This window comes from Acinetobacter sp. 24-47-66 (assembly GCF_056779755.1).
The window spans coordinates 1-26,010 of sequence record NZ_JBWYIL010000008.1 but is presented as its reverse complement, the minus strand read 5'-3'; the positions used below and the strand labels follow the sequence as shown (position 1 = coordinate 26,010).

At 36.8% G+C, this 26,010-nt stretch carries 24 protein-coding genes and 1 pseudogene; 2 read left to right on the top strand and 23 right to left on the bottom strand.

Annotated features, from left to right (window positions below):
• Positions 1-75: 75 nt before the first annotated feature.
• A complete protein-coding gene (locus tag AC1M84_RS08915; RefSeq protein ID WP_481593660.1) occupies positions 76-525 on the bottom strand; it encodes a MarR family winged helix-turn-helix transcriptional regulator in 450 nt (149 codons plus the stop codon).
• Positions 526-686: 161 nt separating this feature from the next.
• Between AC1M84_RS08915 and AC1M84_RS08910 the strand changes: the two are divergent.
• Positions 687-2,060, top strand: a pseudogene (locus AC1M84_RS08910) (spinster family MFS transporter).
• 609 nt (positions 2,061-2,669) lie between these two features.
• Here the strand turns inward: AC1M84_RS08910 and AC1M84_RS08905 are convergent.
• From AC1M84_RS08905 to AC1M84_RS08825, 17 genes are all read right to left on the bottom strand, one after another.
• Positions 2,670-3,656 carry a TauD/TfdA family dioxygenase gene (locus AC1M84_RS08905; protein WP_481593659.1) on the bottom strand — a complete coding sequence of 329 codons (987 nt, stop codon included), beginning with the start codon at positions 3,654-3,656 and terminating at the stop codon, positions 2,670-2,672.
• 17 nt (positions 3,657-3,673) lie between these two features.
• The gene (locus AC1M84_RS08900) at positions 3,674-4,417 is read right to left on the bottom strand and encodes a class II aldolase/adducin family protein (protein ID WP_228143120.1); all 744 of its coding nucleotides are present in this window, start codon (positions 4,415-4,417) and stop codon (positions 3,674-3,676) included.
• Positions 4,407-5,408: a ketopantoate reductase family protein gene (locus AC1M84_RS08895; RefSeq protein WP_481594858.1), complete on the bottom strand. Its 1,002-nt coding sequence runs from the start codon at positions 5,406-5,408 to the stop codon at positions 4,407-4,409. The genes AC1M84_RS08900 and AC1M84_RS08895 overlap by 11 nt, the downstream gene beginning before the upstream one ends.
• A gap of 38 nt (positions 5,409-5,446) precedes the next feature.
• Positions 5,447-6,220 carry an ABC transporter ATP-binding protein gene (locus AC1M84_RS08890; protein WP_481593657.1) on the bottom strand — a complete coding sequence of 258 codons (774 nt, stop codon included), beginning with the start codon at positions 6,218-6,220 and terminating at the stop codon, positions 5,447-5,449.
• Entirely contained in the window at positions 6,217-8,019 is a 1,803-nt protein-coding gene (locus tag AC1M84_RS08885; protein WP_481594857.1) for a branched-chain amino acid ABC transporter ATP-binding protein/permease, read from the bottom strand. Before AC1M84_RS08885 ends, AC1M84_RS08890 begins: the two co-directional genes overlap by 4 nt.
• The gene (locus AC1M84_RS08880; RefSeq protein ID WP_035266350.1) at positions 8,016-9,053 is read right to left on the bottom strand and encodes a branched-chain amino acid ABC transporter permease; all 1,038 of its coding nucleotides are present in this window, start codon (positions 9,051-9,053) and stop codon (positions 8,016-8,018) included. The genes AC1M84_RS08885 and AC1M84_RS08880 overlap by 4 nt, the downstream gene beginning before the upstream one ends.
• Positions 9,054-9,138: 85 nt before the next feature.
• Positions 9,139-10,278, bottom strand: a complete 1,140-nt coding sequence (locus AC1M84_RS08875) for an ABC transporter substrate-binding protein (RefSeq protein ID WP_481594856.1) — start codon at positions 10,276-10,278, stop codon at positions 9,139-9,141.
• 38 nt (positions 10,279-10,316) lie between these two features.
• The gene (locus AC1M84_RS08870) at positions 10,317-11,552 is read right to left on the bottom strand and encodes an OprD family outer membrane porin (RefSeq protein ID WP_035266345.1); all 1,236 of its coding nucleotides are present in this window, start codon (positions 11,550-11,552) and stop codon (positions 10,317-10,319) included.
• 225 nt (positions 11,553-11,777) lie between these two features.
• Complete coding sequence (locus AC1M84_RS08865) at positions 11,778-12,740, bottom strand: p-hydroxyphenylacetate 3-hydroxylase reductase component (RefSeq protein ID WP_180028234.1); 963 nt, start codon at positions 12,738-12,740, stop codon at positions 11,778-11,780.
• A 49-nt stretch (positions 12,741-12,789) separates the two neighbouring features.
• Complete coding sequence (locus AC1M84_RS08860; protein WP_481594855.1) at positions 12,790-13,743, bottom strand: PDR/VanB family oxidoreductase; 954 nt, start codon at positions 13,741-13,743, stop codon at positions 12,790-12,792.
• A 30-nt stretch (positions 13,744-13,773) separates the two neighbouring features.
• A complete protein-coding gene (locus AC1M84_RS08855; RefSeq protein WP_481589334.1) occupies positions 13,774-14,511 on the bottom strand; it encodes an SDR family NAD(P)-dependent oxidoreductase in 738 nt (245 codons plus the stop codon).
• A gap of 9 nt (positions 14,512-14,520) precedes the next feature.
• Positions 14,521-15,006 carry an aromatic-ring-hydroxylating dioxygenase subunit beta gene (locus AC1M84_RS08850; RefSeq protein WP_092767687.1) on the bottom strand — a complete coding sequence of 162 codons (486 nt, stop codon included), beginning with the start codon at positions 15,004-15,006 and terminating at the stop codon, positions 14,521-14,523.
• 10 nt (positions 15,007-15,016) lie between these two features.
• Positions 15,017-16,294 (bottom strand): aromatic ring-hydroxylating oxygenase subunit alpha, encoded by a 1,278-nt coding sequence (locus AC1M84_RS08845; RefSeq protein WP_035266339.1) that lies wholly within the window; start codon positions 16,292-16,294, stop codon positions 15,017-15,019.
• Positions 16,295-16,321: 27 nt separating this feature from the next.
• Complete coding sequence (locus AC1M84_RS08840) at positions 16,322-16,858, bottom strand: nuclear transport factor 2 family protein (protein ID WP_481594854.1); 537 nt, start codon at positions 16,856-16,858, stop codon at positions 16,322-16,324.
• A 10-nt stretch (positions 16,859-16,868) separates the two neighbouring features.
• Complete coding sequence (locus AC1M84_RS08835; RefSeq protein ID WP_035266405.1) at positions 16,869-17,228, bottom strand: hypothetical protein; 360 nt, start codon at positions 17,226-17,228, stop codon at positions 16,869-16,871.
• A 24-nt stretch (positions 17,229-17,252) separates the two neighbouring features.
• Positions 17,253-18,410 (bottom strand): acyl-CoA dehydrogenase family protein, encoded by a 1,158-nt coding sequence (locus AC1M84_RS08830; protein WP_481594853.1) that lies wholly within the window; start codon positions 18,408-18,410, stop codon positions 17,253-17,255.
• Positions 18,407-19,540 (bottom strand): amidase, encoded by a 1,134-nt coding sequence (locus AC1M84_RS08825; protein WP_481589336.1) that lies wholly within the window; start codon positions 19,538-19,540, stop codon positions 18,407-18,409. The genes AC1M84_RS08830 and AC1M84_RS08825 overlap by 4 nt, the downstream gene beginning before the upstream one ends.
• A 138-nt stretch (positions 19,541-19,678) precedes the next feature.
• On the opposite strand from AC1M84_RS08825, the gene AC1M84_RS08820 reads away from it, so the two are divergent.
• Complete coding sequence (locus tag AC1M84_RS08820; protein WP_092767678.1) at positions 19,679-20,146, top strand: MarR family winged helix-turn-helix transcriptional regulator; 468 nt, start codon at positions 19,679-19,681, stop codon at positions 20,144-20,146.
• Positions 20,147-20,176: 30 nt separating this feature from the next.
• On the opposite strand, the gene AC1M84_RS08815 is transcribed toward AC1M84_RS08820, so the two are convergent.
• From AC1M84_RS08815 to AC1M84_RS08795, 5 genes are all read right to left on the bottom strand, one after another.
• A complete protein-coding gene (locus AC1M84_RS08815; protein WP_171260716.1) occupies positions 20,177-21,163 on the bottom strand; it encodes a 3-hydroxybutyryl-CoA dehydrogenase in 987 nt (328 codons plus the stop codon).
• On the bottom strand, positions 21,154-22,269 hold the full coding sequence (locus tag AC1M84_RS08810; protein ID WP_481587687.1) for an NAD/NADP octopine/nopaline dehydrogenase family protein: 1,116 nt from the start codon (positions 22,267-22,269) through the stop codon (positions 21,154-21,156). Before AC1M84_RS08810 ends, AC1M84_RS08815 begins: the two co-directional genes overlap by 10 nt.
• 88 nt (positions 22,270-22,357) lie before the next feature.
• Entirely contained in the window at positions 22,358-23,308 is a 951-nt protein-coding gene (locus AC1M84_RS08805) for a helix-turn-helix transcriptional regulator (RefSeq protein WP_481594852.1), read from the bottom strand.
• Positions 23,309-23,386: 78 nt separating this feature from the next.
• Positions 23,387-24,733, bottom strand: coding sequence for a spinster family MFS transporter (locus AC1M84_RS08800; RefSeq protein WP_481594851.1), 1,347 nt, complete (start codon positions 24,731-24,733; stop codon positions 23,387-23,389).
• 168 nt (positions 24,734-24,901) lie between these two features.
• On the bottom strand, positions 24,902-25,792 hold the full coding sequence (locus tag AC1M84_RS08795) for a LysR family transcriptional regulator (protein WP_035266330.1): 891 nt from the start codon (positions 25,790-25,792) through the stop codon (positions 24,902-24,904).
• Between the last annotated feature and the right edge of the window lie 218 nt (positions 25,793-26,010).

Sequence of the window (26,010 nt, the reverse complement as noted above, 5' to 3'; positions counted from 1 at the left end):
AGTTTTTTTAATGTACTTAAAAATTATCAGTGTGCTGATAATTATGCAAGTTCAAAAACCAAATAATTTAGAAAATTATTCTTCATTAATTTTTTTCATCCATTTCCTTACAATTCTTATTTCACTTTCACTAAAACCATCGACTAAAGAATCTTCTAAACGATCAATAGCATCACCACAATCTTCCATAAGTTTTTTCCCTAAATCTGTTATCTCAATTAATTGAATTTTCTTATTCGTAGAATGAGAAGTTTTGTAGAGAATATTTTGTTTTTCTAATTTTGAGATCATCAAATTTACTGTTTGCGGTGTTAATGAAGCAAAACGTGCTATTTCCGCATTTGTGAAACCTGGGTAAGTCAAAATAATTTTCAAAATTGTGAACTGTGGTGGAGTGATTGAATATTCAGCAAGTACACGCTCCATTTTTAAACGATATACATGGGATGTCTTTCTTAATAAAAATCCAAGGTAACCCGATTCATTATCAAATATTTCAGGTGAATTCGTATTTTTTTTAAACATACCTATTGCCCTTTTATAAAATCATAAATATTATCAGCATGCTGATAAAAAAGTATTTGAGTTTAACTTTGCATTATATATGACTAATGCTGCTGAAATTTGAATACCTAGTCACAGTTTAGCTAAAAAAATAATGGAATAAAAATCAAACCCTTAAGGATATAGGATACGAAAATGCAGAATACTCTAATGCTGAAGAACCCGCTTCGGTCAAAAAAAATACGAGATACGCTTGGTACGTAGTCACACTATGTATGTTGGCTTATATATTTTCTTATATTGATCGACAAATTTTAGTCTTGATGATTGAACCGATCAAAGCAGATTTAAATTTAACTGATACTCAGTTTAGTCTATTGCACGGTTTAGCTTTTTCCCTATTTTACGCATTTATGGGATTGCCTATCGCTTATTTAGCAGACCGATTTTCCCGACCAAAAATTATTGCAATTGGCATTATTTTTTGGAGCTTAGCAACAGCGGCTTGTGGTCTAAGTAAAAACTTCATTCAACTTTTTCTTTCAAGAATGGGGATCGGCATTGGTGAAGCAGCATTATCACCCGCAGCATATTCCATGTTTAGTGATATGTTCAGTAAAGATAAATTAGGTAAAGCCGTTGGTATTTACTCCATTGGTTCTTTTATCGGTGGAGGGATGGCTTTTCTCGTTGGCGGCTATGTGATCAGCTTATTAAAAGATGCAGCGTTTATTGATGTTCCTCTACTCGGCATGATGAAGGCTTGGCAAGTTGCCTTTATTCTTGTTGGATTGCCAGGTATTTTTATTGGTCTTTTATTTATTTTGACAGTAAGAGATCCGCAACGAACAGGACAAAAACTCGATGCCTCAGGCAATGTCGTAAAAGTTAAATTTACGGATTCGTTTAAATTCTTATAAAAGCACAGTAAGACATTTACTTGTCACTATATGGGCTTCACATTCTATGCAATGGCATTGTTTTGTGTCATGAGCTGGTCACCTGCATTTTATATGCGTAACTTTGGTCTAAGTCCTGTTGAAACAGGTTATATGTTAGGAACGATTCTACTTATCGCAAACACATCTGGCGTTTTCTTTGCAGGCTGGTTAACTGATTATCTGACAAGTAAAGGTCGACGTGATGCTGCAATGTATGCTGGTTATTTAGGTGGTTTAGGAATTATCTTACCGATTATTAGCTATACATTAGTAGACTCACTGTGGTTATCTGTTGCTATTTTTACAGTGGCTATGTTCTTTGCATCTTTCCCAATGCCAACCTCAACAGCAGCTATGCAAATTTTAGCTCCAAATCAATTACGAGCTCAAATTTCTGCAATTTTCTTGTTAATCAGCAGCTTAATCGGTTTAGGTATTGGAACAACTTTAGTCGCATTAATTACCGATAAAGTATTCGGAGATACCAACATGGTGGGTTATTCAATTTCAATCGTAGGTGGGTTCTCAGCGCTATTGACGATTATTTTACTTAAAACAGGATGTAAACATTTTGTGAAAAGTCTAGATGTAGAAAAAGATGAAATGGTCAGATAAGACGTGATTTGAGCAAAATAGCATAAAACCATTTTCTTAAATCTAAGCTCAAATTTGGTTTATTTTGGAAAAAGAACTCGAACATCTGTTCGAGTTCTTTTTTCACAACTGAAAGCCAGTAATGATTAAACTAATTAGAAGGCGAGAAAAAATAATCAACGTCTACTTCTTGCAAGCCAAAGCCGCATTATGATGATTACCCATGTCCGATGCCCGATTAAATAAAAATAAATGACGTACCCCGTGTCAGGTCAAGGCTTTCAACATTTTTCGTTTGAAGAGCAGATTATTCTCCCTCAACAACTTGAATAAAAATCACTCTCAAATTTACTAAAATGCGTTCAGGACTGCTGAATAAGGAAAACTCACTTCCAGAAGCTGATTTAACTTAACTCATTCAAAGTGTGATTATTGTTTGAAGATATGATGCCGAACCATATAGCGCTAACAAAAAAAGAATATTGTTTAGGTGATCAATCAGATGAGTGCGTAATTATTATTTATACTCATCTCTGAATCAGATTCAGTCTTACAACTTTTGAGTAATCGCAAAAAAAAGACTCGGCCTTAAAAGTCCGAGTCAGGTTGTAGTCAAATATTGAACATTTTTTAAGAAAGATTTACTTTTTGAATACCATTTCTACCTGGGAAATCCTTGGCTAAAGATCGGGCATTAGGCATTTTTAACCATAATCTTAATAATTTTCTTCGCTTTGAGATGTCTTCATCATCTACAAATGACGATCGTGAATGCATTACACAATAGTTATTACAGAACTGCATATCACCCGGTTCAAGCATCATATCTAGTCTGAGATCAGGATCTTGTATGTACTGATCGAAAATATCAAGTGCATCGACTTGAACTCTGGATAAAGGGATTCCTTTTCGCTCATGCCCAAGTTCAATATAAGCTCTTAAATAGCGACAGCTTAATTTGTTTTCATAATAACTAAAAATTGGTGTCAAGGTAGGTTCTAGATCTCCCAAATGATCACAATATGTTGGATGATAATAATAACCAAGATATTCAGGATAATTTTCTAAAATTCTATTGTAGACTGTGGCAGCACTGACGAGACTACTCAATCCTCCACTCTTTGCTTTTCTAATTGATAGCAATCCAACTACGTCAGATAAGTCAGTGTGGTAAGGGAGATATGCGTTTGTTTCATAAACTCGCGTTGATTTGTTGTTAAGATCACCAACGTTTTCTACTTTACCCAATAAATCGCCTTTAGGATTTTGGGTAACGGGTTGACCCATATACATGCCAATTAAATAGTAAATAATCGCCAATTGGCGTTCACTAAATTTAGAGACATCTAAACCTTTTAATAGAAAGAAACCATATCCATTCTCAAGCTCATCGGCATATTTTTTAAATTCAGATAAAACTTGTGAATTATTAATCGTTAAATGCGTGTTATTCAATTGATCAATTTCTAGATCTTGTTGTTCTATCAATCGCAAATTTTGGCTTAATTCATGAAGCATTTCTTCGCTTAAATAATAAATCCAATCTGTCTGATTTTTTAGGTCTTTGCCCACCCATGCCGACTTATGACTGATTTTTTCTTTTAATATCGTATTCATCGCAATCTATCCCTGAACTAGTGTTTATTTTCCTGCATTTTTCGAACCATTGCATTAAAAAATTTATCTGCAAAAGCACTTTCTTGAATTAACATTTGAGTTAAGTCTGCACACTTCTGTTTTACGATATGATCTAATTCAACATCGTCACCACGCATTGAATCCGCTTGGCATTGTATTTCTGCGGCTCGTTGAACTGTCCAGAGTAGGAAAAAAGCTTTTTCAATCGTACTCTCTCCCACAGCTACACCATGATTTCTAAGTACCAGAATGTGATGATCACCTAAACTTTTGATCATTCTTTGTTTTTCTTCTTCGAATAGAGTAATGCCTTCAAAGGCGTGATAACCTACCCGCCCATATAACTGCGCACCATAAAAATTGTCATTTTTAAAGCCATCTTTCTTTTGTGCAATGGCACTGATTGGTGTGGTATGTGTATGTATTAAACATCGAATATCATCACGAGCACCATGAACAGCACTATGTAAAGCAAATCCTGCAGGATTGGCATCATATTCAGAATGAATCACTTTATTACCGTTTAAATCTACTTTTAATAAATTTTCGGGTGTGATTTCCGTATAGTTCAAGCCGAAAGGATTTACTAAATAATAGTGTTCAGCTCCTGGTAAACGCGCTGAGACATGATTAAAAATTGTTTCCGTCCAACCAAAATAATCAATAAGGTGATAACAATTCGCTAATTTAACTCTGAGCGCCCATTCAGCTTCAGAGACATTCAATACATTATTTTTCATCTTCATTATTCCTTGTTCTGGCTTGTTCGCTTAAATAGACCGTTAATTCATATATAAGTTTGGATGTCGGCATCGGACATTCATAAGCATCTGCCAATTCAAATACAGCTTCTGCAATGGGTGCTAACTCTAAAGGGCGATGATTTTTGTAGTCATGCCACATTGATGTATATGTTTCCCCCATCTCTGAACCCAATTTTAAAAATGTGTTTGGGTCGATATTGATACGAGCGCCATAGCAAGCCGCAACAGCTCGAACTTCATATAAAATTTGTTGCGTAATTCGAGTTAAATTGTGATCAGCATAAATTTTACTTAGCGGAGCATCAGCCACAACCGATAATGGATTGGAGCTCAAGTTAGCCATAACCTTGGTCCAAATTTGATCTCGGATGTTCTCTACGCGTCGTGCTTCGATACTTGTATTTTCAAACAATTCAACAAGCGCATCTAATCGTTCAGTCATTTGATGAGTCGGCTCACCAAAGATCAACAAATATGGATTGTCTGATTTAACCTCATTTCCATTGACACTTTGCGCTGTAATAAATACGACAGCGCCAATTAAATGTTCTAATGGAAAATGGTCATTTAAAACGCCCTGTTGATCTAAACAATTTATCCTTGATTTTTTAGAGTTATTCTCTAAACCGTAAAAATACCAAAAGGGTATTCCATTCATTAACGGCACGATGACTGTCGCGTTATGCATATAACGCTTCAGCTGAGTTGAAATTTCATATAAAGCGTTAAACTTCGTTGCTATAAAGATAAAATCCTGTTTTTCAATGCATTCTTCAGTATCCACAATTCGAGATGGATGTACTTGAAATTCACCCAGTACATCTTTTAAATGAATCCCTTTTTGCTTTAGCGTTTCGACTTTTTCCCCTCGCGCTAGAACAGTGACTTGGTGTCCTGCTAGCGTTAATCTAGCAGCAACTACACAGCCTATGGCTCCAGCACCATATACCAAAATTTTTTTTGACATCCATTCAAATCCCTGAAAATCGTATGATTTGTTATGTTCTATATAGCTAATACGTCTTGATGCTTACTATTAATTCCTAAGTAACTTTCGATGATTCTTGGATCTTCAACTAAATCAGAGCCCCTTCCTTCCATTGATAGTTCTCCCATTTCAAGGACATAAGCATAATCTGCAAGTTTTAAAGCAGCTCTGGCATTCTGCTCAACTAACAAGATAGACACGCCATGTCCTCTTAATTGGTCAATGACCTTAAAAATTTCTCGAGTGATGAGTGGTGCTAATCCCAAACTCGGCTCATCAAGCATCAACAATTTAGGTTTAGCCATGAGTGCACGACCCACTGCAAGCATTTGTCGTTCACCACCAGAAAGTGTTCCTGCTTGCTGAGATCGTCTTTCTTTCAAACGAGGAAAAATGTCATACACTTCATCTAAAGTGCTGAAAATTTCTTTGTCTCTTTGGCGATAGCGTTGAAAAGCGCCAAGCATAAGATTGTCTTCAATAGACATTGTTCCAAATAACTCCCGTTTTTCAGGCACTAATCCGAGCCCATGAATGACCATTTGCTCAACCTGTGGACATTGCTCCACATGCCCATCGAAATCGACGTGTCCTTTAGAACCCAGCACCCCCATAATTGCAGACAATAAAGTTGTTTTACCCGCACCATTTGGACCAACAACAGAAACAATTTGGCCTTGATTAACACGCATATTAAAATTTGAAAGCGCTTCGACTTTTCCGTAAGCAACACTCAAATTATTTACTTCTAGCAGAGGCGTGCCCTCTTGATTTCCAAGCATTGTGATCATGCAGCACCTCCTAAATAAGCTTCCAATACAGCTTCATTTTTTTGAATTTCTTCTGGTAATCCTTCAGCAATTTTTTGACCGAACTCCATGACCACAATTCGGTCTGCGAGATTCATGACAAAGTCCATATCATGCTCGACCAAGAGAATCGCCATACCTTCAGCACGTAATTTGGCTAGAAGTTCAGCTAAGGCTTGTTTCTCTTTAAATCTTAATCCTGCTGCGGGCTCATCAAGTAGTAATAAGCTTGGGTTCGCACATAAAGCACGTGCAATTTCTAAAATACGTTGCTGCCCGAGTGCTAAACTGCCAGCTTCGACATACAAATATTCTCCAAGCCCTACACGTTCTAGTTGATATTTAGCCTCATTGAGAAGTTCATTTTCTTCAACTCGATCAAGAAGTAACATGGATGAGATGACACTTTTTTCTCCGCGCAAATGTGCACCTATGGCTGTATTTTCTAATACAGTCATTTCAGGCAATATTTTTACGTGTTGGAATGTGCGACTTAATCCTAATTTGGCAATTTCTCTGGATGGTATGCCATTTATTTTTTTACCTTTAAATAAAACTTCACCACTTGTTGGAACATCTACACCTGATATTTGATTGAACATGGTACTTTTACCAGCACCATTCGGACCAATTAAAGCGAGAACCTCTCCAGCGTGAATTTTCATATTCATTTCATTGTTCGCAACTAAGCCACCAAATTTTTTCGTGATGTTCTTCGCATCTAATATCAATTCACCCTTGTTGATTTGATTTTCTACTTTGTCCATTTGAGGAATGGGGTGGATTGAAGGATATAAATCTACAGGCTTATATTTATTTGGGATCAACTTAGTAATAAATGACCAAATCCCTGATGGTGCTTTTTGCATCAATACAACAATGATTAATCCAAATACGATTGTTTCATAATGACCTTGTCCGCCAAAAATAATAGGCAAAGCATCTTGCAACCATTGGCGTACCATGGTGAATATGCCTGCACCTAATATTGCCCCCCAAATACTACCGACACCGCCTAACAACGCCATAAACAAGTAGTCGATACCCATTTGGAGTCCAAAAGGTGTCGGGTTAATAAAAGTTTGCGTGTGTGCATAAAGCCACCCTGAAATTGATGCAAAAATTGCAGCAATCACAAAGATGATCATTTTTGCTCTAAACGTATTTACGCCCATAGACTCAGCCATTACTTGTCCGCCTTTCAAAGCACGGATTGCTCGACCCTCTCGAGAATTTAAAAGATTTTTTGTCAAAATAATGGCAATAAATACAATGAGCCAAATGAGGTAGAACATTTTGTTGCCGTTATCAAAGGCAAATCCTGCGATAGAAATAGAGGGAATATTCGAAATTCCAGAATGCCCACCTAAAGTTTCAATGGTCGAAAAGAAATAATAAAGTGAAATGCCCCAAGCGATCGTACCTAAAGGCAGATAATGCCCTGAAAGTTTAAGTGTTAAGCCACCCACCAAAATCGCAGATGCGACTGTAATGACTATTCCGAGCAGAAGTCCAAACCAAGGATTGCCACCTGTCCATGCGAGGAAACTTGGTAATTGTTCAGTCACAGTTAAGTAAGCAGTTGCGTATGCGCCAATTCCCACTAAGGCTGCTTGACCAAATGTAGTCATGCCTCCAACGCCTGTCACCAATACAAGACCTAACACGACTAATGCATTTAGACCAATATAGTTCAATAAAGTGACTTGATAGGTCGGTAAAAAAAATGGGCTGATGAATACAATTAGCGCAAATATAAAGAAATAAGTTTTTGATTTCATTCTTCATCCTCCTCAACATGACGAGTTGTGAGTGATTTCCAAAGTAAGAAAGGAATAATTAATGTAAAGACGATGATTTCTTTGTAATCACTTGCCCAAAACATGGAGAAAGACTCAATAACACCAACAATCACGGCACCAATTGCTGCGACTGGGAAGCTGATTAGTCCTCCAATGATTGCCCCTACAAATCCCTTCAGACTTAAAATAAATCCTGAGTCGTAATACAGGGTTGTGATCGGTGCAATTAAAATGCCTGATAACGTTCCGATAAATGTAGCTAAAACAAAAGTCAGTTTGCCCGCAAAGATTGGAGAAATACCCATGAGCTGTGCACCGACTCGATTGACAGCGGTTGCATGCAATGCCTTGCCATAGAGTGTTTTTTCAAAGAAATACCAAAGCACTAAAATCATCACAAAGAATGAAACGATAATGATCAAAGTTTGACTGCTTAAAACAAGAGTCCCAATCTCAAAGCTTTTGTCACTAAACGGTTGTGTTTGAGCACCATTTGGACCGAATATCACGAGTCCTAAACCGACTAATGCCACATGAACCGCTATCGACACGATCAATAAAACTAAAGGTTTGGCTGCCACTAAAGGTTGAAAAAAAGTGCGATACATTTGAGGACCAAGCGGTGTAATCACAGCCAAAGTCAATAAAACTTGAATTGGCATTGGAAGCGTCGCTAAAGGTAGTGTGTACATCGCGATAACGATCAAAGAAATATAAATCAATGACGCAATAAAAATTTTGATATTAAATATTTGATTTTTAAAAAATTTAGCGTATAAATCCAGACTTGTATTGACAATAAAAAATGCAACTACCAGCCAAACTATTAAGCTTGGAATACCTGCTTGAATGGATGCCAAAGTCAATGCACCAAATACAGCAAATTCACCCAATGGAATAAGTAATATCCGAGTGACAGTAAAAACTAAAATGATACATAGCGCTAATAATGCATAAATAGCACCACTGGTAATACCATCCTGCCCCAAAATTAACGCGATATTTAAATCCATAACATCTTCCTACCCTTTTTTGAGGATGAATTTACCTAGAGCGATATATGCATATCGCTCTGAGTTCATTTATGAAAAGCTAAATTTACTTCAGTAGTTTCCACTGACCATTTTTAACAATGATCATTTCACGCCCACGCTTGTCAAATCCACTATGATCAGATGGGCTCATGTTATACACGCCTTGAGTTCCTGCGACTTCTTTTGTAGATTCCAATGCATCACGTAGAGCTTCACGGAATTGCACGGTGCCAGGCTTTGCTTTTTTCAAAGCAGTCGGTACAGCTTTTTCAAGCAAAATACCTGCGTCATACACATTTGCCCCGAAGGTTGCAGGTGTTTGTTTATATTTTGCTTTATAATCATTGATATATTTAGTAGCAATTTTCTTAGAAGGATGTGTATTAGATACTTCATTTAAAACAAGCATTAAACTGGCAGCTAAAATCGTATTTTCTACTTTCTTGCCACCCATTTTTAAATATTGATCTAAAGCCGCACCATGCGTTTGATAAATTTGCCCTCGATAGCCTCGATCATATAAAGCAGTTTGTGGAGGCACTGCTGAACTACCTGGTGCTGCAACTAGAATTGCCTGTGGTTTTTTACTTATGAGTTTTAACGCTTGACCAGTTAGAGAGGTATCTTGACGTTGAAATGATTCTTGAGCAACGATTTTAATCCCATTTTTCTTTGCTAAATTCGCTAAGACTTTTCCCCAGTTTTCTCCATACGGATCAGCAGTACCGATAAATCCTAGAGTTGTAATTTTTCGCTTCACCATATCTTGCACAAGCGCTTCTGCGATGATTTCATCATTCTGGGTGGTTTTAAACACCCATTTTTTTTGGTCATTCATTGGCATGACTATCGTAGAAGTTCCAACCGGTGCAAGAAGAGGTACTTTCGCTTTAGCAATTGTCCCTATCACTGCAGAAGCATTTGGTGAACCAGAAGGACCAATAATTGCATCAACTTTGTTTTCTTTTATTAGTTTCTCGACAGCTTTGACAGATGCTGTAGGATCACTCGCATCATCAAGAGAAATATATCGAACGTTTTCATTACCAATTTTTTTAGGTAATAAAGCAACTGTATTTTTTTGTGGTATACCTACCATTGCTACAGGTCCGGATGATGATGTCACAACTCCAATCGTGATATCAGCTTGAGCATAAGTGGCAATTGCGATTAAGCTTGTTGATAATAATAATTTTTTAAACATCATATAATCTCCAGTTTGTCCATTAACTGTTTATGTAATTAGAATTTATAGCTATATGTAGTAATGATTCGATTTTCAACAAAATCATTACCATTGGTTGTTCCTGCACCATATTTAGTAGTCGTGTCGATATACCTCCACTCTATACCCAACCCTTTAAAAGACCCTTCTGGAACGGTATAGCCGACAATGAAATTAGCTTCAGTCTCTTTATTATCTGGTAGGCCATTACGCTCTATGTTCGTGCCATATAAATAACGCAAAGTCGTTCTTAAACCCGGCAAACCAACATTTTTAAAGTCATAAGAATAAAGTGCATGATAAGTAAGTTCTTCAGGTTTGATGAAACCTAAAGTTGACCAAGTATGTAGGAAAGGTTGAGGAGCGAATCCATCAAATGTTGGAAAATTGGTATCCCCGGAATTTTTTTGAACACCTGCAGCAAAACTATGTGAGCCATTTTGAATGTTGGCCTGAACGCCAAATGTTTTGCTATCTATGTTTCCATAGTATTTGTCACCAGCTTCACTGTTATGGAAATAACGTGCATCTAATTTAATTTTAGAGTCGCCAATTTGAGTGTTATATGCTGCATTTAAATAATGTTGGTTATAAATATCTTCCAGCTGACCAAACCAGTAAGAGCCTGAAATTTTAGGGCTAAAATTATAGTCTAAACCAACATAACTTAAACCATTACTTTCTATTCTTGCTTTACCTGGTGCAAACAAGCTTAGTTTTTCAAACTCATCATCATTACGCGCGTTTATATGAGTGATTCTTCCAGCTGAAAATTTTAAATTTTGAATCGCTTTCGTTTCAAATGCCGCACCAGCATATGTTGTCACCAACTGACGTGAATCATCAATAAATGCAACAGGTGTTCTTGGCGAAAGTTCCCCAACTAATAGCTCAGAATCTTTATATTTCAGCTTTAAGGTTGCACCAAATTTATTATAACTACGTTCTTGCTCATTTTTTATGGGATCAAATGGTAAGATCGAATCAGACCTTTCAGCATTATGATTTGATAATCTTAGTGCGTAACTTGAAGTCACGTCAAAACCCACCTGAACGGGTGTATTGGTATAACCTGAACTAAACTTTAGACCTAATGCTTGTGACCAACTACCAACATCAGGCTGTGTTGTGTTATTTCGATCAATAAAGAAATTTCTTAAATTTATTGTCGTTTGACTATCTTTTACCAAGTCCGCATAAACTGCTGTATTACAGCAAATTGCTAGTATTGCAAATGTAGGTAACTTTTTCACTCAACTTCCCCTTAGTTTTTTACTGATTTTCTCACTCAACCCTGTTTAATTTTTTCTATTCAGCTATATGAAATTTCATATATTCAACCCAATTCTTTTCCAATTCCATAGAAAATTCAATTTTCTTTTAAGTATATTTATATACCTTAATTAATAATTAAATCCCTTTTAAATCTTCATAGATTGAAAAAAGGCCAAATGATCTAACATTTAGCCCAATTTGATTTAATGAATACCCGCAATATCTTTTAGAATGGTGATAAAGGTATTCTTTTCTTGGTCACTGTATTTTGCAAATACTTCATTTTGATGCTCATCAGCTATATCAAATAAATAATGTGCGGTTTTTTTACCTTTATCCGTTAATTGGTAGAATTCTTCTGTTTCGACTAGTAGCTCATCCTTCTTAAGGATTTCCGCTGCTCTTTCTATTTCTCGCATAGGCATTGCTATATCACGTGGTAAATCATCTTTGCATGAACTTGCACCACTGCCTAGCACTAAAAGCATTCGAGCTTCACTCGTTCTAAAACCTGTGACTAATTGCTTTGGGATGTAATCATTTTGATAAAACTTGAATGCTCGACTCATGAGATAGGCAACATTATTATATAAGTTACCTTGATATAGTTGACCCAAATCATCAGTTTGGACCGGATTTGAATCTTTAATTCTTAACATTGGGTGTGGTGTTACTGCTGAGTACGCACCCTGGTGATATACTAATGGACTACGACCTTCATCTTGAAAATTAACGACCTTTCCAATAATAATCCAGTGATCCCCGCCTTCTACAATTTGAAATAATTCACATTCAAAAACAGCAGAGCAATTTTCCAGAACTGGAGCATTACCTACACCCAAACGGTAGTTTGCTCCTTCGAATTTATCAATATTGCGTTTAGCAAATTTATTCGATACTTCGATTTGAGATCCAGATAAAATATTGACTGCAAAATGACTAGAGTTTTTAAAAACTTCAAAACTGGTCGATTTTTTATCAATACTCCACAAGATTAAAGGTGGGTCTAATGAAACTGAGTTAAAACTATTGGCAGTTACACCCACTTTTTCACCTTGCGCATTTTGCGCTGTAATAATGGTAACCCCAGTTGCAAAATTACCGAGTGCTCTGCGGAATTTCATCGGATCAATAGCTTGTTCTTCCGATTTTTGATAACTATTCATTCCCTTCTCCTGAATCCCAAAATGACCTTCCATGATGGCAATTCAACTATTAAATATCTAAAACTAATCTCGGTGTTTTTGATCGAGAACAACACACTAAAATCTGCTCATTACTTTCTTTTTCTTCGTCAGTAAAGTAGACGTCTCGATGATCGGGTTCGCCTTCAAGCACATCACACATACACGTTCCACAAACGCCCTGTTCGCACGATAACTCGACTTTAATCCCTTCTCGCGCTAAAGCTTGCAGAATAGTTTCCTCTGGAGCTACTTGAATCGTTTTACCACTTTGTTGTGCAACAACTTCAAAACTAGCGCCACCTAAATCAATATCTACCTGAAAATATTCTTTATGTAATTGATCGGAACTAAAACCCTTAGACTCAGCAAGATTAATAATCCAATCCATAAATCCATTAGGACCACAGGTATATAAATGTGAATCTTTGGCAATATCTTTCATTGCGTGATCAAAAAATTCACGATGATTTGCACCATCATCTTTAAAATGGAAAGTTGTATAACTCGCTAAGGGACCTTGCTTGATTTCATCTACAAATGCAGCGGTTTGTTTAGAAGCTGCACAATAATGCAATTCAAATGACTTATTGTTATTCAATAAATCATAAGCCATGGTAATTAACGGTGTAATCCCAATACCACCACCAACTAAAACGCTGTGAGATGCATCTAACAATGGGAACAAATTTTTAGGATGGCTGACTTGTAGTTGCATCCCTTCAGTGATGTCATTAAACGCCGACAGTGATCCCCCTCTTGATGCTTCATCTTTTAAGATCCCTAATCGAAAAACACCTTTTAAACTAGGATCTTGACATAGAGAATACTGACGGATTAAACCATTAGGCAGGAATAGATCGATATGTGATCCAGCTTCGATTTCAGGTAATGGAGACTCAGTTGCTGAAATTAAATCTAAGACAACAACATTTTCCGCTTCTACTGATCTTTTATTTACTATTACGGAGTATTTTTCGTTCATAGTTTTCCCCCTTTATGACTAAGCCAATGCTTAGCGCATAAATAGTCCTCCGTTAATATCCCATGTTGCTCCTGTCACAAAAGCTGCTTGTGGGGATGCTAACAAAGCACAAGTTTCAGCGATAAAACTCATACTGCCTAAAGCCTTAACAGGAATATTATTGATAAACGCTTCCATTTTTTCATCTGAAACAACGCTGTGTACTATTGGAGACTCCATTGGTCCTGGTGCTACGGCATTTACCGTCACACCTTTAGCGGCAAATTCTTTTGCAAAAATTTTAGTCAAAGTTACGATTGCACCTTTTGAAGCTGCATAATGTGCTCCTGTTGCAGTACCACCATTCTGACCAGCCAACGAAGCCATGTTGATAATTCGACCAAAGCCTTTAGATGCCATATATTGACCAATAATTTGACATGACTGAAAGGTTCCTCGTTGGTTGACTTGTGTCACCCAATCAAAATCTCTCGCAGTGATTTCAAGGACAGGAGTTGCTTTAGTTACTGTGGCGTTATTGATTAAAACATCCAACTTGTTGAAATGAGTTTCAATCCAACTCACTGCATCTCTAAAGTCCTGCTCTACTGATATATCCAGTTTTAAGGGATACATCTGCGATGGATACTGACTCGCAGCTTTAGCGCTTTCCGCTTTTTCTAAGGTACTTGCAGTTAAAATAACTTGATGCCCTTGTTCAGCAAAATATTCAGCAATCACATTACCTAAACCAGAGGCAGCACCAGTAACCAAAACAACTTGTGACATGGTCACCTCCTATAGAATGTAACTGATACCAGCTAAGGTATCTGTCGAATTGACTAGATTGATAATTTTACGGTCTATTTTGAGTTCGCCATTCTCTTGACGTATTAGCTCATAAATCACATCAGCAGTGTAATGACGCAAATTTTCTTTGCGGAACTCTCTTAAATTTTGTGCACAGCGTAAAATTATCTTGTGATCAGTTTCTTCAATAATTCGCACACGTGACAGGCTGCGAACAGTATTGGCCTTGGGAGCTGTCGAGATTGCTTCACCATTTTCTAAACGCTCTACACGTAATTGACGCATGTGGTGATTGTCATATGCATAGTTCAAATGGTTTTCGTAATCTGTCAATGATGGATCAATTGGAATGATGTATTTGCCATTTTCATTCCATAAATTTAACCATGCTTGATACTCTGAATGATCTAACATGTCAGCTTCAGCCCAAATGAATGCTGTTACTTCGTTCAAAAGATTTAAATTAATTTTCATGCTCTTCCCCTTAAGCCGTCATCAACTTTTTCCATTGTTGGTAAGCGCCACGCATGCCTGTTTCAGCACTCACGTCACTCTTCAGACCATCTTCAGTTTTGACTTCTCCTGGTAAACCACGGTTCAACATGATCCAAAGATCATTGCCCGCATTTGCACCATGCTGTACACGCTCCCAAGCTTCCGCATCATCTGGCGTACCAAAACCGAAAGGACCTTGGAAATGTTCATGTAGACGTAGGCGATATTGGTTGGCAATTTGTGGTCCACCATCCATCGTAATCACTGAGTGGTGAATTTCAGTTTTATCTACCGCTAATGGTTGCATTACACGGAAGAAGGCCATAGAACATGCAATGTTAGGGAAAATATTTAAGTTAAAGCCCGAACCACCGACAGCACGGCAAATTCGACGAACTTCAAGTTCCTCATGACCTTCTTCACGCAGCGCTTGGGCAAGTTCTTCAAAACGCTCTTGGATTGGTCGCTCCATCAACTCTTCATCAAGATCTACCAGTTCTGGAATCATCACCATCACGCTGTGACCATTTCCTAGATCTTCAACATAGCCTGGTTGATTTTCAAAGTTGAAAAGCTCTTCTGTTTTTTCGTCTACAGAACTTAAGAATGATTTATGAACTAATGGGAAATGATACGCGTCAGTTGTATTTTCCAACTGAATCTTCCAGTTACCTGGGAATGTAAAACGATGTTCACCTAATACTTTGACTGGATAACCTGCGCCTTGCTTCATGAATAGATCAATCCACTTTTTCGCAGCACCTAAAAAGTCTTCTAATGGCTCGATATCGTCTTTGAAGGTTGCAAAGATCATACCGTTATATTCTTCTACACGTAGGCTGATCAGTGGAAATTCAGATTTATCTAAACATTCGCCATAACTTTCAGGTGAAGGAACGCCACGCAATGTACCATCCAAAGCGTAACTCCAACCATGATATGGACATACAAAGCTATTTGTTTTGCCTTTTTTATGCTCACAAACTGTAGCAGCACGATGGCGACAGCGGTTGAGTAAAACGTGGACTTTTTTCTTACGATCCCGTACAGCAACTACAGGTTGTTTACCAATATTAATCGTTTTATAACTACCAGCATCTGGAATTTCACTTGCATGAGCAACCCAAACCCAAGTGCTGTAAAAAATTTTTTCCATTTCATCTTCAAAGATTTGTGCATCTTTATATAAAGAGGTATGCACTCGGTCACTTTGAACTAATTCATTGTAATCAATTTCAATATTTTGAACTGGTATTGCACTATTCATCATGTATTCCCTTATAACTTATGCAACTCAACCGACTAAATTTGATTGCGGTACTGGTAACTCATCATCACTGGTCCAATGCGTTACTGGTCGACTGAAAATATTTTCTGTTTGGAAGTGTTTGATTTTCCAAATGCCATTATTTTGTTGCTTAAAACGGATTGTCAGTTTGGCTGCATTCAAGTGGCTTGCACCCGTTTTGAAAGTAGATGTTTGCAACATCAACCAATGCCCAATAGCCACATCACCATCAATATAAATTTGTTCAGAATTCACAAAATGTGCATTCATAACAAAATGCGAGTCCTTCAGCGTGTATGCTTTAAACATGTCATATACCGCCAGCCAAGACTCAAGCCGACCAAATGACTGGGCGTATTTTTTCCCTACCCCCTCCCAAATACACTCAGGATCAAATAAATCCATCAGCGCTTCTAAATTTGTGTTTTGATTAAGTTCATCACAAATTTCCATATAGCGATTTAGGCAATTACGAATTTGATTCTGCGCTTCCAACTGTTGAAGACGTTGAAGAATGCTTTTGAGTTCATTAGAGTCGACCATATCGATATCCTTATCGTTGAATAATTAATTCACGACCAACTCTTGCTTCAACTTTGCAATACTTCCAAAGTTTATATGGACCTTCTCCGACCACAGTCGTACGGAATAAGTTACATGCAGCATGAACTGTTTCAATATCAGGTACATCAGCCAATAAATAGGTTGTCCAAGGCCAACCCGTACTTGCACCTACCATGCTTTGATCATCATCTAAGTTGCCGTATACATGCACGCCAGGTAAATCATGGATACCATTCCACATTTCACCAAATGCTGCCCACACTGCTTTTGCTTCTGCTGGCTCTGCATCAAAAAAGTTTTGGTTAATCCCCATACAGAACAATACGCGTAATGATTTTTTAGCTTCCATTTCGATTTCCTTCTTTTCGGTCATTTATAAATATCCAGGTGTCGGATTAAGCCCAAAGCTCATCGCACCAGCATTTTGTAAAGTTGCATCACCCATAAATGCATGCTGTGTCACGACATTCGTGTCATTCACAAAGCGACTAAATGGATGGTTGGTATAAATGGCAGTCATGCCAGCTAACATTTGCATTTTGCGGGTGACCTTTGAACAGACTCTTGCCGCATGTGTACAAGATAGACGCATATCACTAATTAAATGTGGTTCAGGTTTTCGTCCGTTGAGTACTTCTTCCCATACAATATCCATGGTGTTGTAGAACCATGTTCTTGCAGCTAGGAACTCAGCTTCAGCTTTCGCAAATTCGTACTGAGTGATAGGTCGATTAGCAATTTCTGCACCTCCAGTAATCGACGACTTACCTGGAGCTAATTTTCTAAATTCTTCCAATGACGCCGAGGCTACGCCAATTCCGACTACGGTAAGGACTTGAGTCGCCAAAGAGAGGGATGGATATTTGAAAAATGGTTCGCTGAGTTTAGATGGCTCACCCCGAACAAAAGTCCAATGCTCAGGTACAAGTACATTATCGACAATGAGATCGTGACTACCTGTGCCTTTTAAACCTACTGTATCCCACGTCATTTCAATTTTAGCTTTATGCGCTGGTAAAACAGCCATACGTGGTAAGCCATGAGATTCATTATCTTTGATCGGGGCAATGCCTACACCAACGATATCTGCACCTTTACAACCACTTGAGAATTTCCAACGACCTTTTACAACTAAACCCTCATCGGTCACTTGAGCAGCTTGCGGTGGAAAAATTCCACCAGCAAAAACGATATCTGGACCTTTTTTATAAAGTTCAGAAAGTGTCTCTTCAGGTAAACTCCCAAGATAAGCTGGGCTCATACCAAAACTTGCAACCCAACCTACTGATCCATCTGCTTTAGAGAGCCTTTCAATAAGTTCACAAAACGTACGCGGTGAAACCTCATCACCACCGAAACGTTTAGGAACTAAAGCACGATATACCCCAATTGATTTCAGTTTTTGAATAATGTCTTGACTCACGTATGCTTGTTCGTCAAATTCACCTGAACACGCTCGCTGTCTAATCTCTTGACATAATTCTTCAAGATCAATCAAGCTCTCTGTTTGATCTTTGGCTAAATTGCTCATTTGCCACCTCCTTGTGAATGCTTCGTAATATCGACAATGTGTTGTGCAATAGCACACAATTTTTCATCTTCACCATGCTTAGCAATTAATTGCATACCGACAGGTAAGCCATTTGATGTTTCATATGGAATCGTAAGCGCTGGATGGCCCGATAGATTGAATGGTCGCACGAGCTTAGTTAAATTGAGGAAAGCAACAGTATTTTCAGCTTCGTCTAATTTAGGTGGAAATTGAGGTAGTGTCGGCAGTATCAAAACATCAACATTGTTGAGTAAATCATTGATCTGCTCTGTGAATTGAGTTCTTATTAATTCAGCATTTTCTACATCTTGTTGAGTGGTTTCAGATGCTTTTAATAAACGCTGCTGAACATCATTGGCTAGAAGTCCAGTTTGAGTAAGATCATGATATGCACCCCAAGTTTCGTAATTAATGATCGACATACCTGCTTGATATGCCTCATCAATATTGTCTATGAATAGATTTTTTTGAGGTAAATCAATTTTTGTTAACTCAGCATCTAAGACACGCCAAATTTCAGATTCCGCTTCGACACGTAATATTCCTAATTGAATCTGCTGTAGATCGATTTGGATTTCGTTAAATGTAGGATCAATGATCTGCATAGCAAGAATCAGATTGTTGATATCTGATGCGAATGGTCCGACGCAGTCTAAAGTGGTATCTTTTGGCCAAACACCATCACGACTTACACGACCAAATGAAGGTTTTAATCCATACACTCCACAGCAAGCGGCTGGCATACGAATTGAGCCACCAGTATCCGTACCAATACTGAAGTCTGCTAGACCTGCCGCAATAGCTGCAGCCGAACCACTGGAAGAGCCTCCTGGAATAAGTTGCGGATATTTAACATTTAATGGTGTTCCGAAGTTTTTGTTTATTCCAGTTATACCGAATGCAAGTTCATGAAGATGAGTTTTTCCAATAATTTTGCAATCACTGCTGAGTATATTTTTTATAATTTCAGCATGTGAAATTGCAGGGCATGCTCCACTGCGCGCCTGAGTTCCAAGTGTCGTCACTTCATTTTGTATATCAATTGAGTCTTTAACCACGACTCTAATTTTTCCATCTCCTAAAGAGAGACTTCTAGATATAATATTCAATTCACTTTTCCATGTATTTTTATACTCAACATCAATATCTGAAAAATTACTGTATTTGTCAAGTTATTTTGAAATAAAATAATCTTTGTCTTTTTTCTTGTATAATCAATTATATTTTTTTAAGTTTAATTGCTGCTCATGTTAAAAAATTTTGAAAATTATTTGCCAAATAACGATCCCAAAAGTTTGGAAAATTTCCCATTTTTTTGGATATCTCAAGTTAATGGTAAGTATTCCCAATTGATTGATAAATCTTTAAAAAAAATAGGTCTCGATAATACAAAAAGAAAAATCATTTTGAGTACAAATGCTCTCGGTGAAGCCAATATCACTGAAATAGCAAATTTAGCAACAATCAAATTAACAACTGCAACTAAGGCAATCTATAGATTAGTCGAAGAAGGTATAGTTGAAGTTTTCTCATCCCCTCATGATGAAAGGATTTCTATGGTGAAGCTCACTGAAAAAGGATATGGTCTTGTGGATGAAATTAATCAGATCAATCGTGTTACTTTAGCTGGTATATTAAATTCTTTTGATGAACAAGAACTTGAGTCACTAAATTTACAATTAAAGAAAATATTCAATTTAATGCCAAATAGGTAAAAAGACTAAAATCTTTTTACCTACTAACGCTTATTTCATAATTTCATATTGTGGAATAAGCTGATTAAATCGCAAATTTTCAGCGAATTTTGATATGACATTTAGTTTATATTGATAAATATCCATGCTTTCATATTTGTAAAAACCTGATAGTTCTCTAATACCATTTCTATTTTCCCTCATATTTTTTTTGATAATATCAGGGGCTTTGTAACGCTCACCAAGTTCTTCTCTCAAATACTCAGAAGCATGATACAAAATATCTCCTCCACCCCAATCGATAAACTCTAGCATACCTAACACTGAAAAACGCAAACCAAAACCTGTACGAATCGCTTTATCAATATCCTCAGCACTTGCTACGTTTTCTTCAACCATTCTCGCTGCTTCATTCATTGCCAATGCTTGAATTCTTGGAACAATGTATCCAGCAACTGCATTACAAATCACAGGGACTTTACCAATTGCCTCAAGTAATGTTTTTAGTTTTTCTACTACTATATCAGCAGTATGCTCAGATCGGCTTAGCTCAACTAAAGGCATTAAATATCCAGGATTAAGCCAATGCGCATTAACAATACGTTCTGGATGAGAAATTAATTTTGCTATATCAGTGACCAAAAAGGTCGAAGTCGTTGATGCCACAATACAGTTTTTAGAAATTAAGGGTTCCAACCACCGAAAACAGTGTTGTTTATGAGTCATTATTTCAGGTACACCTTCAATAATTAATTCACAATTTTTCCAATCAATAGTTTGATTATCTTTGAAATAGAAATGAATTCTTTCTTTTAATACTTTACATTGATCATTCACTAACATCCCGATATGTTCTAAGAGATGCAACTCTTGTTCGAGGCTGTCATTCCATTTTTGCAGAAATTCATTTTTTTCTGCTGGGTTTCGATCTTTTACGTCTACAAGTGCAATCTCAATTCCTGCATATGCGAATGCGATCGCAATCGCATTACCCATTCTGCCTGCACCTACAATAATAATATTTTTAATCATGCAGATTGCTCTCCGGAGTTCAACAGGTGTTTTAATTGTTGCTGTGTTAAATCAAATAACCCTAAATTTTCAAGAGTGCGACCCTCACTATACAAATCCCTACCAGTAATTGATGATGCGATATTCAGAAGCCCTTCAGCAATCGGCGTTTTGACTCCAACATACTTACCAACCGATACAATAAATGACAGGCCTAATCGTGTGTCTTCGAGCATATACCGATGTGAATGTAAATCTATTTTCTCACGCCAATCGCCACTGTCAGTCAACTTACCATGTGCCCCCCTACCATACATCCACTCATCTCCTTCACCCTCTTTATTGTAGTGATCTGCGAGTGGGAAATGCTGTTTCGAGTATCCCAATGCTTCACGAATATTCATTCGCTCTTGATCTAATAAGCTCGTTACTCTCCTCACTGAAGGTTGAGTACCTTCATTATGAATATCCCATACATCAAAATGTTCTAAAGGTGCAGCATTGAGCATAATTAATGGAGGATGAATAATGGGTCCTGCATTCATTAAAGCTCCACTCAAAGCATCCTCTATAGGCTCGATGCTGTCATAAGCTTGCTTTAATACTCTAATAGCATGATCTTTTAATTTTGCTGGATAGACCCCAGTAGGCAATCTCGTCGCATATACACTAATCACGATAGAATTCGGACTATGTTTTCTTACTAAATATGGCAACGTACCTGTTTCTGCAAAAGCCACGTCAGACTTATTCCCAACTTTAAGCATTGCTTGAGCAAATAGGTATGTTCCAAAAGTACCTGGGGGTAAAAATACGACTTGACCAGATGTTAAGTAGGGTGCTATTTCAATCGATAAATCTTCATGGCTTGTTGCGGGTAAAGGAATAATAATCAATTCAGCGTTTTCAATAGCTTTGGATAAATCAGTTTCAAGTTGAATTTTTTGATGTTCATCCCCAACAGATACTGTTCTAGTGCCACGAAAGTCTTTTACAGTAAGCTCACCATATTTCGCTAATTCTTTTAGTGAATCTCGATCTCTTCGCCATAATTTAACTTCGTGATTTTTTTCCGCCATTTCCACTGCTGATGCATAACATCCATGTCCACCGCCGAGAACTGTGATTTTCATTTTCTTCCCTTACATATTTATTGTGTATTGTGATAGTAGGAAAGATTCTTCTTTTTGCTCGCGTCAAAAAGCGGTACTGCTATTCGAATTACGAATTTATTTCTATTAATTTGTTTTGTTTAACGGTTTCTGAAGGCGTGCATCCATAACATTTTTTATAAAGCCGAGTAAAGTGTCCAAAGCTTCTTACACCATGCGCATTGAAGATATCAATTATAGGCTGATCAACCTGAGTGTGTTTAAGTTCTTGATGAACTCGGTCCAATTTGATTGATGTCATGAAACTGAGAGGCGTTTGGTTCAAATAGGTATTAAATCCCTTTTGAAGCGTTCTTACCGAGACTTTTACAAGCCTAGCAACTTCCTCAATCGAGATTGCTTCCATATAATGTTGCTCAATCAAGTGAGCTGCATTTTTGATATAACTTGGGATGAGTTGATTTTTTTTATCTGCGATTCTTTCACTGAAATTATGTGGAATTTTGATCAATAATAACTCAGTCAAATATGAACTAAAGCTATCAGAAATTTGCCACCAGTTTTCAATATTTGAATATGCAAAGCATAAGTAGTTCAGTGTTTCTAAAATTGAAATTCTTTCTTCAGATGTATAGGAAATGCCACTATCGAAAATAAGATTTTTTTGAGGTATATATCCCAATAAGCGATATAAAACAGTATTGATCAACTCATGATCAATTTTTAATATAATATTTCTACATTTGGCTTGGAGTTCAATTCTATTTTCAAAATGAGGATGAGAAACTGTAAGTAATCCAGGACGTTGTTGATAAATTGAATGATCATATTTGACTTTACATCCCCCTTCCAAATTAAATCTAAACAGATAACTTTGACACTCAGCACCGAAACTAATTTGAACTGGAGCGTTGTAACTTAATTCAAATAGTGCAACTTGACCAAATGAAAACCCACTTAATTTTACCTCTAAAGATTCATCATTACATACTTCAAATTGATGAGGGCACAAGTATTGTCCTATCACATCTTTAATCTGAAAATAATCTTTTGAAGACAATAAGTTGAATTTCTTTAAAAGTTTCAGATTCGATAAATACATGATAGGTGTACCCTCATTATTTTATTCAGACATGTTTTATTTAGACTCAACTTGCAAGCTATTTTCGAAGGCTTTACAACCCACTTTCAATAATACAAAGCACAATACGCATGATATTGCACCAACAATAGATATCGATGAACCGACCATTAAAGGATTTTCAAAAATACGATCCGTAATTAAAGCCACTAATGTGGTACCAATACCTAAAGCAATCAAATTACTGATGAGTAAAAAGATAGATGAGATTTGGGCACGTAATTGATTTGGCGAAAGCATTTGCATTGCTGTTGTTGAGATCGGCATTGGGAAAGAAGCAAAAAACATTGCAACAACCAACAATGTAACTGATAGCCATAATTCATTAACTTGTGAAAACAAAATCATTGGAATAATAAGACCTACAATTCCAATCACCCCCACAAACATAGGCGAATCTTTTCTGCCTTTTTGAATAAAATAATCATTCATCCAACCAGCCGAAAATACACCCAAAGTATTTGAAATCAGCAATACGGCACCCAACATATAACCCACTTCAGTGGCTGTCATATTATAATGTCGTATGTAAAATGCAGGTGTCCAGCTAATTAAGCAAAACAATGCCATGGCATAAAAAGTAAATCCTAAATAATGACATGTAAATGTTTTTTTATGCTTTTTCAGGAATTTAAAAGTATCACTAAGCTTTACTTTTACCACGTTCCCCTGCGCATCGACCATCTGCCCTTTACGCTTAGGATCTTTAACAGTTAAAAGTACCAATATGCCAATAATGACTCCTGGCAAACCCACTAAAATAAACGCCACTTGCCATGCCTTTAACATCCCGAGCAAAGGTACAGCGATAAGTGACATGTCCTTGAGTAATCCAATGACAAAACCGCCTACTAAAAACGCGATTCCCCCACCAACAAAAGATCCAATCGAATAAATAGCGACAGCTCGACCCAATTTATCTTTTGCAAACATATCACTAAACATTGAATAGGCTGCAGGTGACAAAGCAGCTTCACCAATTCCTACACCCATTCTGCTCAAAAACAACTGGATAAAGTTCTTACTTAAACCACATAAAGCTGTTGCAATGCTCCAAAATACAATCCCAGCAGCAATTAATTTTGGTCTTGAGAATCGATCTGCGATATAAGCCAGCGGCAGACCCATGAATGCGTAAAATAAAGAAAAAGCTAGTCCATGGAGTAGACTGAATTGCGTGTCTGTTAAATTCAAATCTGCTTTTATCGGTTCAATCATCAAAGCCAAAATTTGACGATCGATAAAAGAAAATATATATGCAACCATGCAAAGTATTACAACATACCAAGCATAAATATCCTTTTTTTTTGCATCATTGCTCATTAACTCGGAAATTTTTTCCATCGAAATCATCCTAAATATTTTATAGATCAGCGCTATCCCTATGACAAATCCATGCCAATTTATGCTGATTTATAAAATAAATATCATTTTTAACACTATTATTCTATTTATTTTTCCATTAAATATTACATATAAATAGATATTTTATATTAATCTAATCTAAAAAAATTAGTTCATGCTCTTCAATTCGTCTAAATAATCTAATATTTGTTTGATATATTCATTATTATCGATACTTCTATAGGCAACTGTAATTGGACTTTCAGCCTCATTATCTAAAATTGGTATAAATTTCAAATTTTTCATACCTATAGAGCATGCACTCTTTGGAATAATACACCCCCCCTCACCAGATGACACCATCCCCAATGCCATATGGATTTCTCTCGTCTCGATCAGATTTTGGGGAATTAAGTCAAGTTCAGAGAATATTCCTTGAACAAAAGTTGAGAAGTTTGGTTTAGGAGTATTTGGATATATATAAATATGTTCGTTGACCAATTGTGATAAATGTACTTCCTTAACATTTTGGGTCACTAATGTATGATCTTTGTGCACTGCTAAAAAAAGTTGCTCTCTTTCGATCACTATTCTTTTTATTGAAGGATCACTAATTCCTAATCGACCAAACCCAATATCAATTTTTCCCAATTTCAAAGCTTCTACCTGGTCCCTGGTTCCGCATTCCACTAATTCAACTTTTATATTTGCAATATGCTTTCTTAAATAATCAATGATCTCAGGTAATTTCCAATAAAAAAGCGAACCAACATACCCAATTCGTACCGTAGTATCTGTCACTTTATATCGATTTACCATCGATTTAGCATGTGCTGTTAAGGTCAGTATCTGTACAGCATATTGGTAAAAAAATTCTCCAACTTCAGTTGTTTTGATCGGTCTCATGCCTCTTTCAAATAATACGACACCTAACTCTGACTCTAAGTTTTTGATTTGTCGTGTAAGTGGTGGTTGTGCGATACATAATTTTTCAGCAGCTTTTGTAATACTTTTTTCTTCGACCACAGTAGCAAAATACTTTAATGTTCTTAATTCCATTGAAATTTCCTCAATCCATACTTTTTTAGTATTTTAATATACTACTTAACCTCTATTTTCAATACTTTATTTCAAATAAGGTATTTAGCATATATTAATGGAATATATTGCTGCATGTACAAAAATATTGAAACCTTGCTCGTTGAAATCCCGACGATCCGCCCACACAAGATGGCGGTCGCAACGATGCAAACTCAAACCTTAGTCCTCATTAAAAT

Coding starts and splice junctions, on each gene's coding strand:
- AC1M84_RS08800 (WP_481594851.1), bottom strand. CDS start 24,733: ATGGAAAAAATTTCCGAGTTAATGAGCAATGATGCAAAAAAAAAGGAT.
- AC1M84_RS08795 (WP_035266330.1), bottom strand. CDS start 25,792: ATGGAATTAAGAACATTAAAGTATTTTGCTACTGTGGTCGAAGAAAAA.
- AC1M84_RS08860 (WP_481594855.1), bottom strand. CDS start 13,743: ATGAACGAAAAATACTCCGTAATAGTAAATAAAAGATCAGTAGAAGCG.
- AC1M84_RS08810 (WP_481587687.1), bottom strand. CDS start 22,269: ATGAAAATCACAGTTCTCGGCGGTGGACATGGATGTTATGCATCAGCA.
- AC1M84_RS08885 (WP_481594857.1), bottom strand. CDS start 8,019: ATGAAATCAAAAACTTATTTCTTTATATTTGCGCTAATTGTATTCATC.
- AC1M84_RS08820 (WP_092767678.1), top strand. CDS start 19,679: ATGTTAAAAAATTTTGAAAATTATTTGCCAAATAACGATCCCAAAAGT.
- AC1M84_RS08840 (WP_481594854.1), bottom strand. CDS start 16,858: ATGGTCGACTCTAATGAACTCAAAAGCATTCTTCAACGTCTTCAACAG.
- AC1M84_RS08855 (WP_481589334.1), bottom strand. CDS start 14,511: ATGTCACAAGTTGTTTTGGTTACTGGTGCTGCCTCTGGTTTAGGTAAT.
- AC1M84_RS08895 (WP_481594858.1), bottom strand. CDS start 5,408: ATGTCAAAAAAAATTTTGGTATATGGTGCTGGAGCCATAGGCTGTGTA.
- AC1M84_RS08880 (WP_035266350.1), bottom strand. CDS start 9,053: ATGGATTTAAATATCGCGTTAATTTTGGGGCAGGATGGTATTACCAGT.
- AC1M84_RS08850 (WP_092767687.1), bottom strand. CDS start 15,006: ATGAAAATTAATTTAAATCTTTTGAACGAAGTAACAGCATTCATTTGG.
- AC1M84_RS08905 (WP_481593659.1), bottom strand. CDS start 3,656: ATGAATACGATATTAAAAGAAAAAATCAGTCATAAGTCGGCATGGGTG.
- AC1M84_RS08900 (WP_228143120.1), bottom strand. CDS start 4,417: ATGAAAAATAATGTATTGAATGTCTCTGAAGCTGAATGGGCGCTCAGA.
- AC1M84_RS08845 (WP_035266339.1), bottom strand. CDS start 16,294: ATGAATAGTGCAATACCAGTTCAAAATATTGAAATTGATTACAATGAA.
- AC1M84_RS08915 (WP_481593660.1), bottom strand. CDS start 525: ATGTTTAAAAAAAATACGAATTCACCTGAAATATTTGATAATGAATCG.
- AC1M84_RS08865 (WP_180028234.1), bottom strand. CDS start 12,740: ATGAATAGTTATCAAAAATCGGAAGAACAAGCTATTGATCCGATGAAA.
- AC1M84_RS08875 (WP_481594856.1), bottom strand. CDS start 10,278: ATGTTTAAAAAATTATTATTATCAACAAGCTTAATCGCAATTGCCACT.
- AC1M84_RS08835 (WP_035266405.1), bottom strand. CDS start 17,228: ATGGAAGCTAAAAAATCATTACGCGTATTGTTCTGTATGGGGATTAAC.
- AC1M84_RS08890 (WP_481593657.1), bottom strand. CDS start 6,220: ATGATCACAATGCTTGGAAATCAAGAGGGCACGCCTCTGCTAGAAGTA.
- AC1M84_RS08830 (WP_481594853.1), bottom strand. CDS start 18,410: ATGAGCAATTTAGCCAAAGATCAAACAGAGAGCTTGATTGATCTTGAA.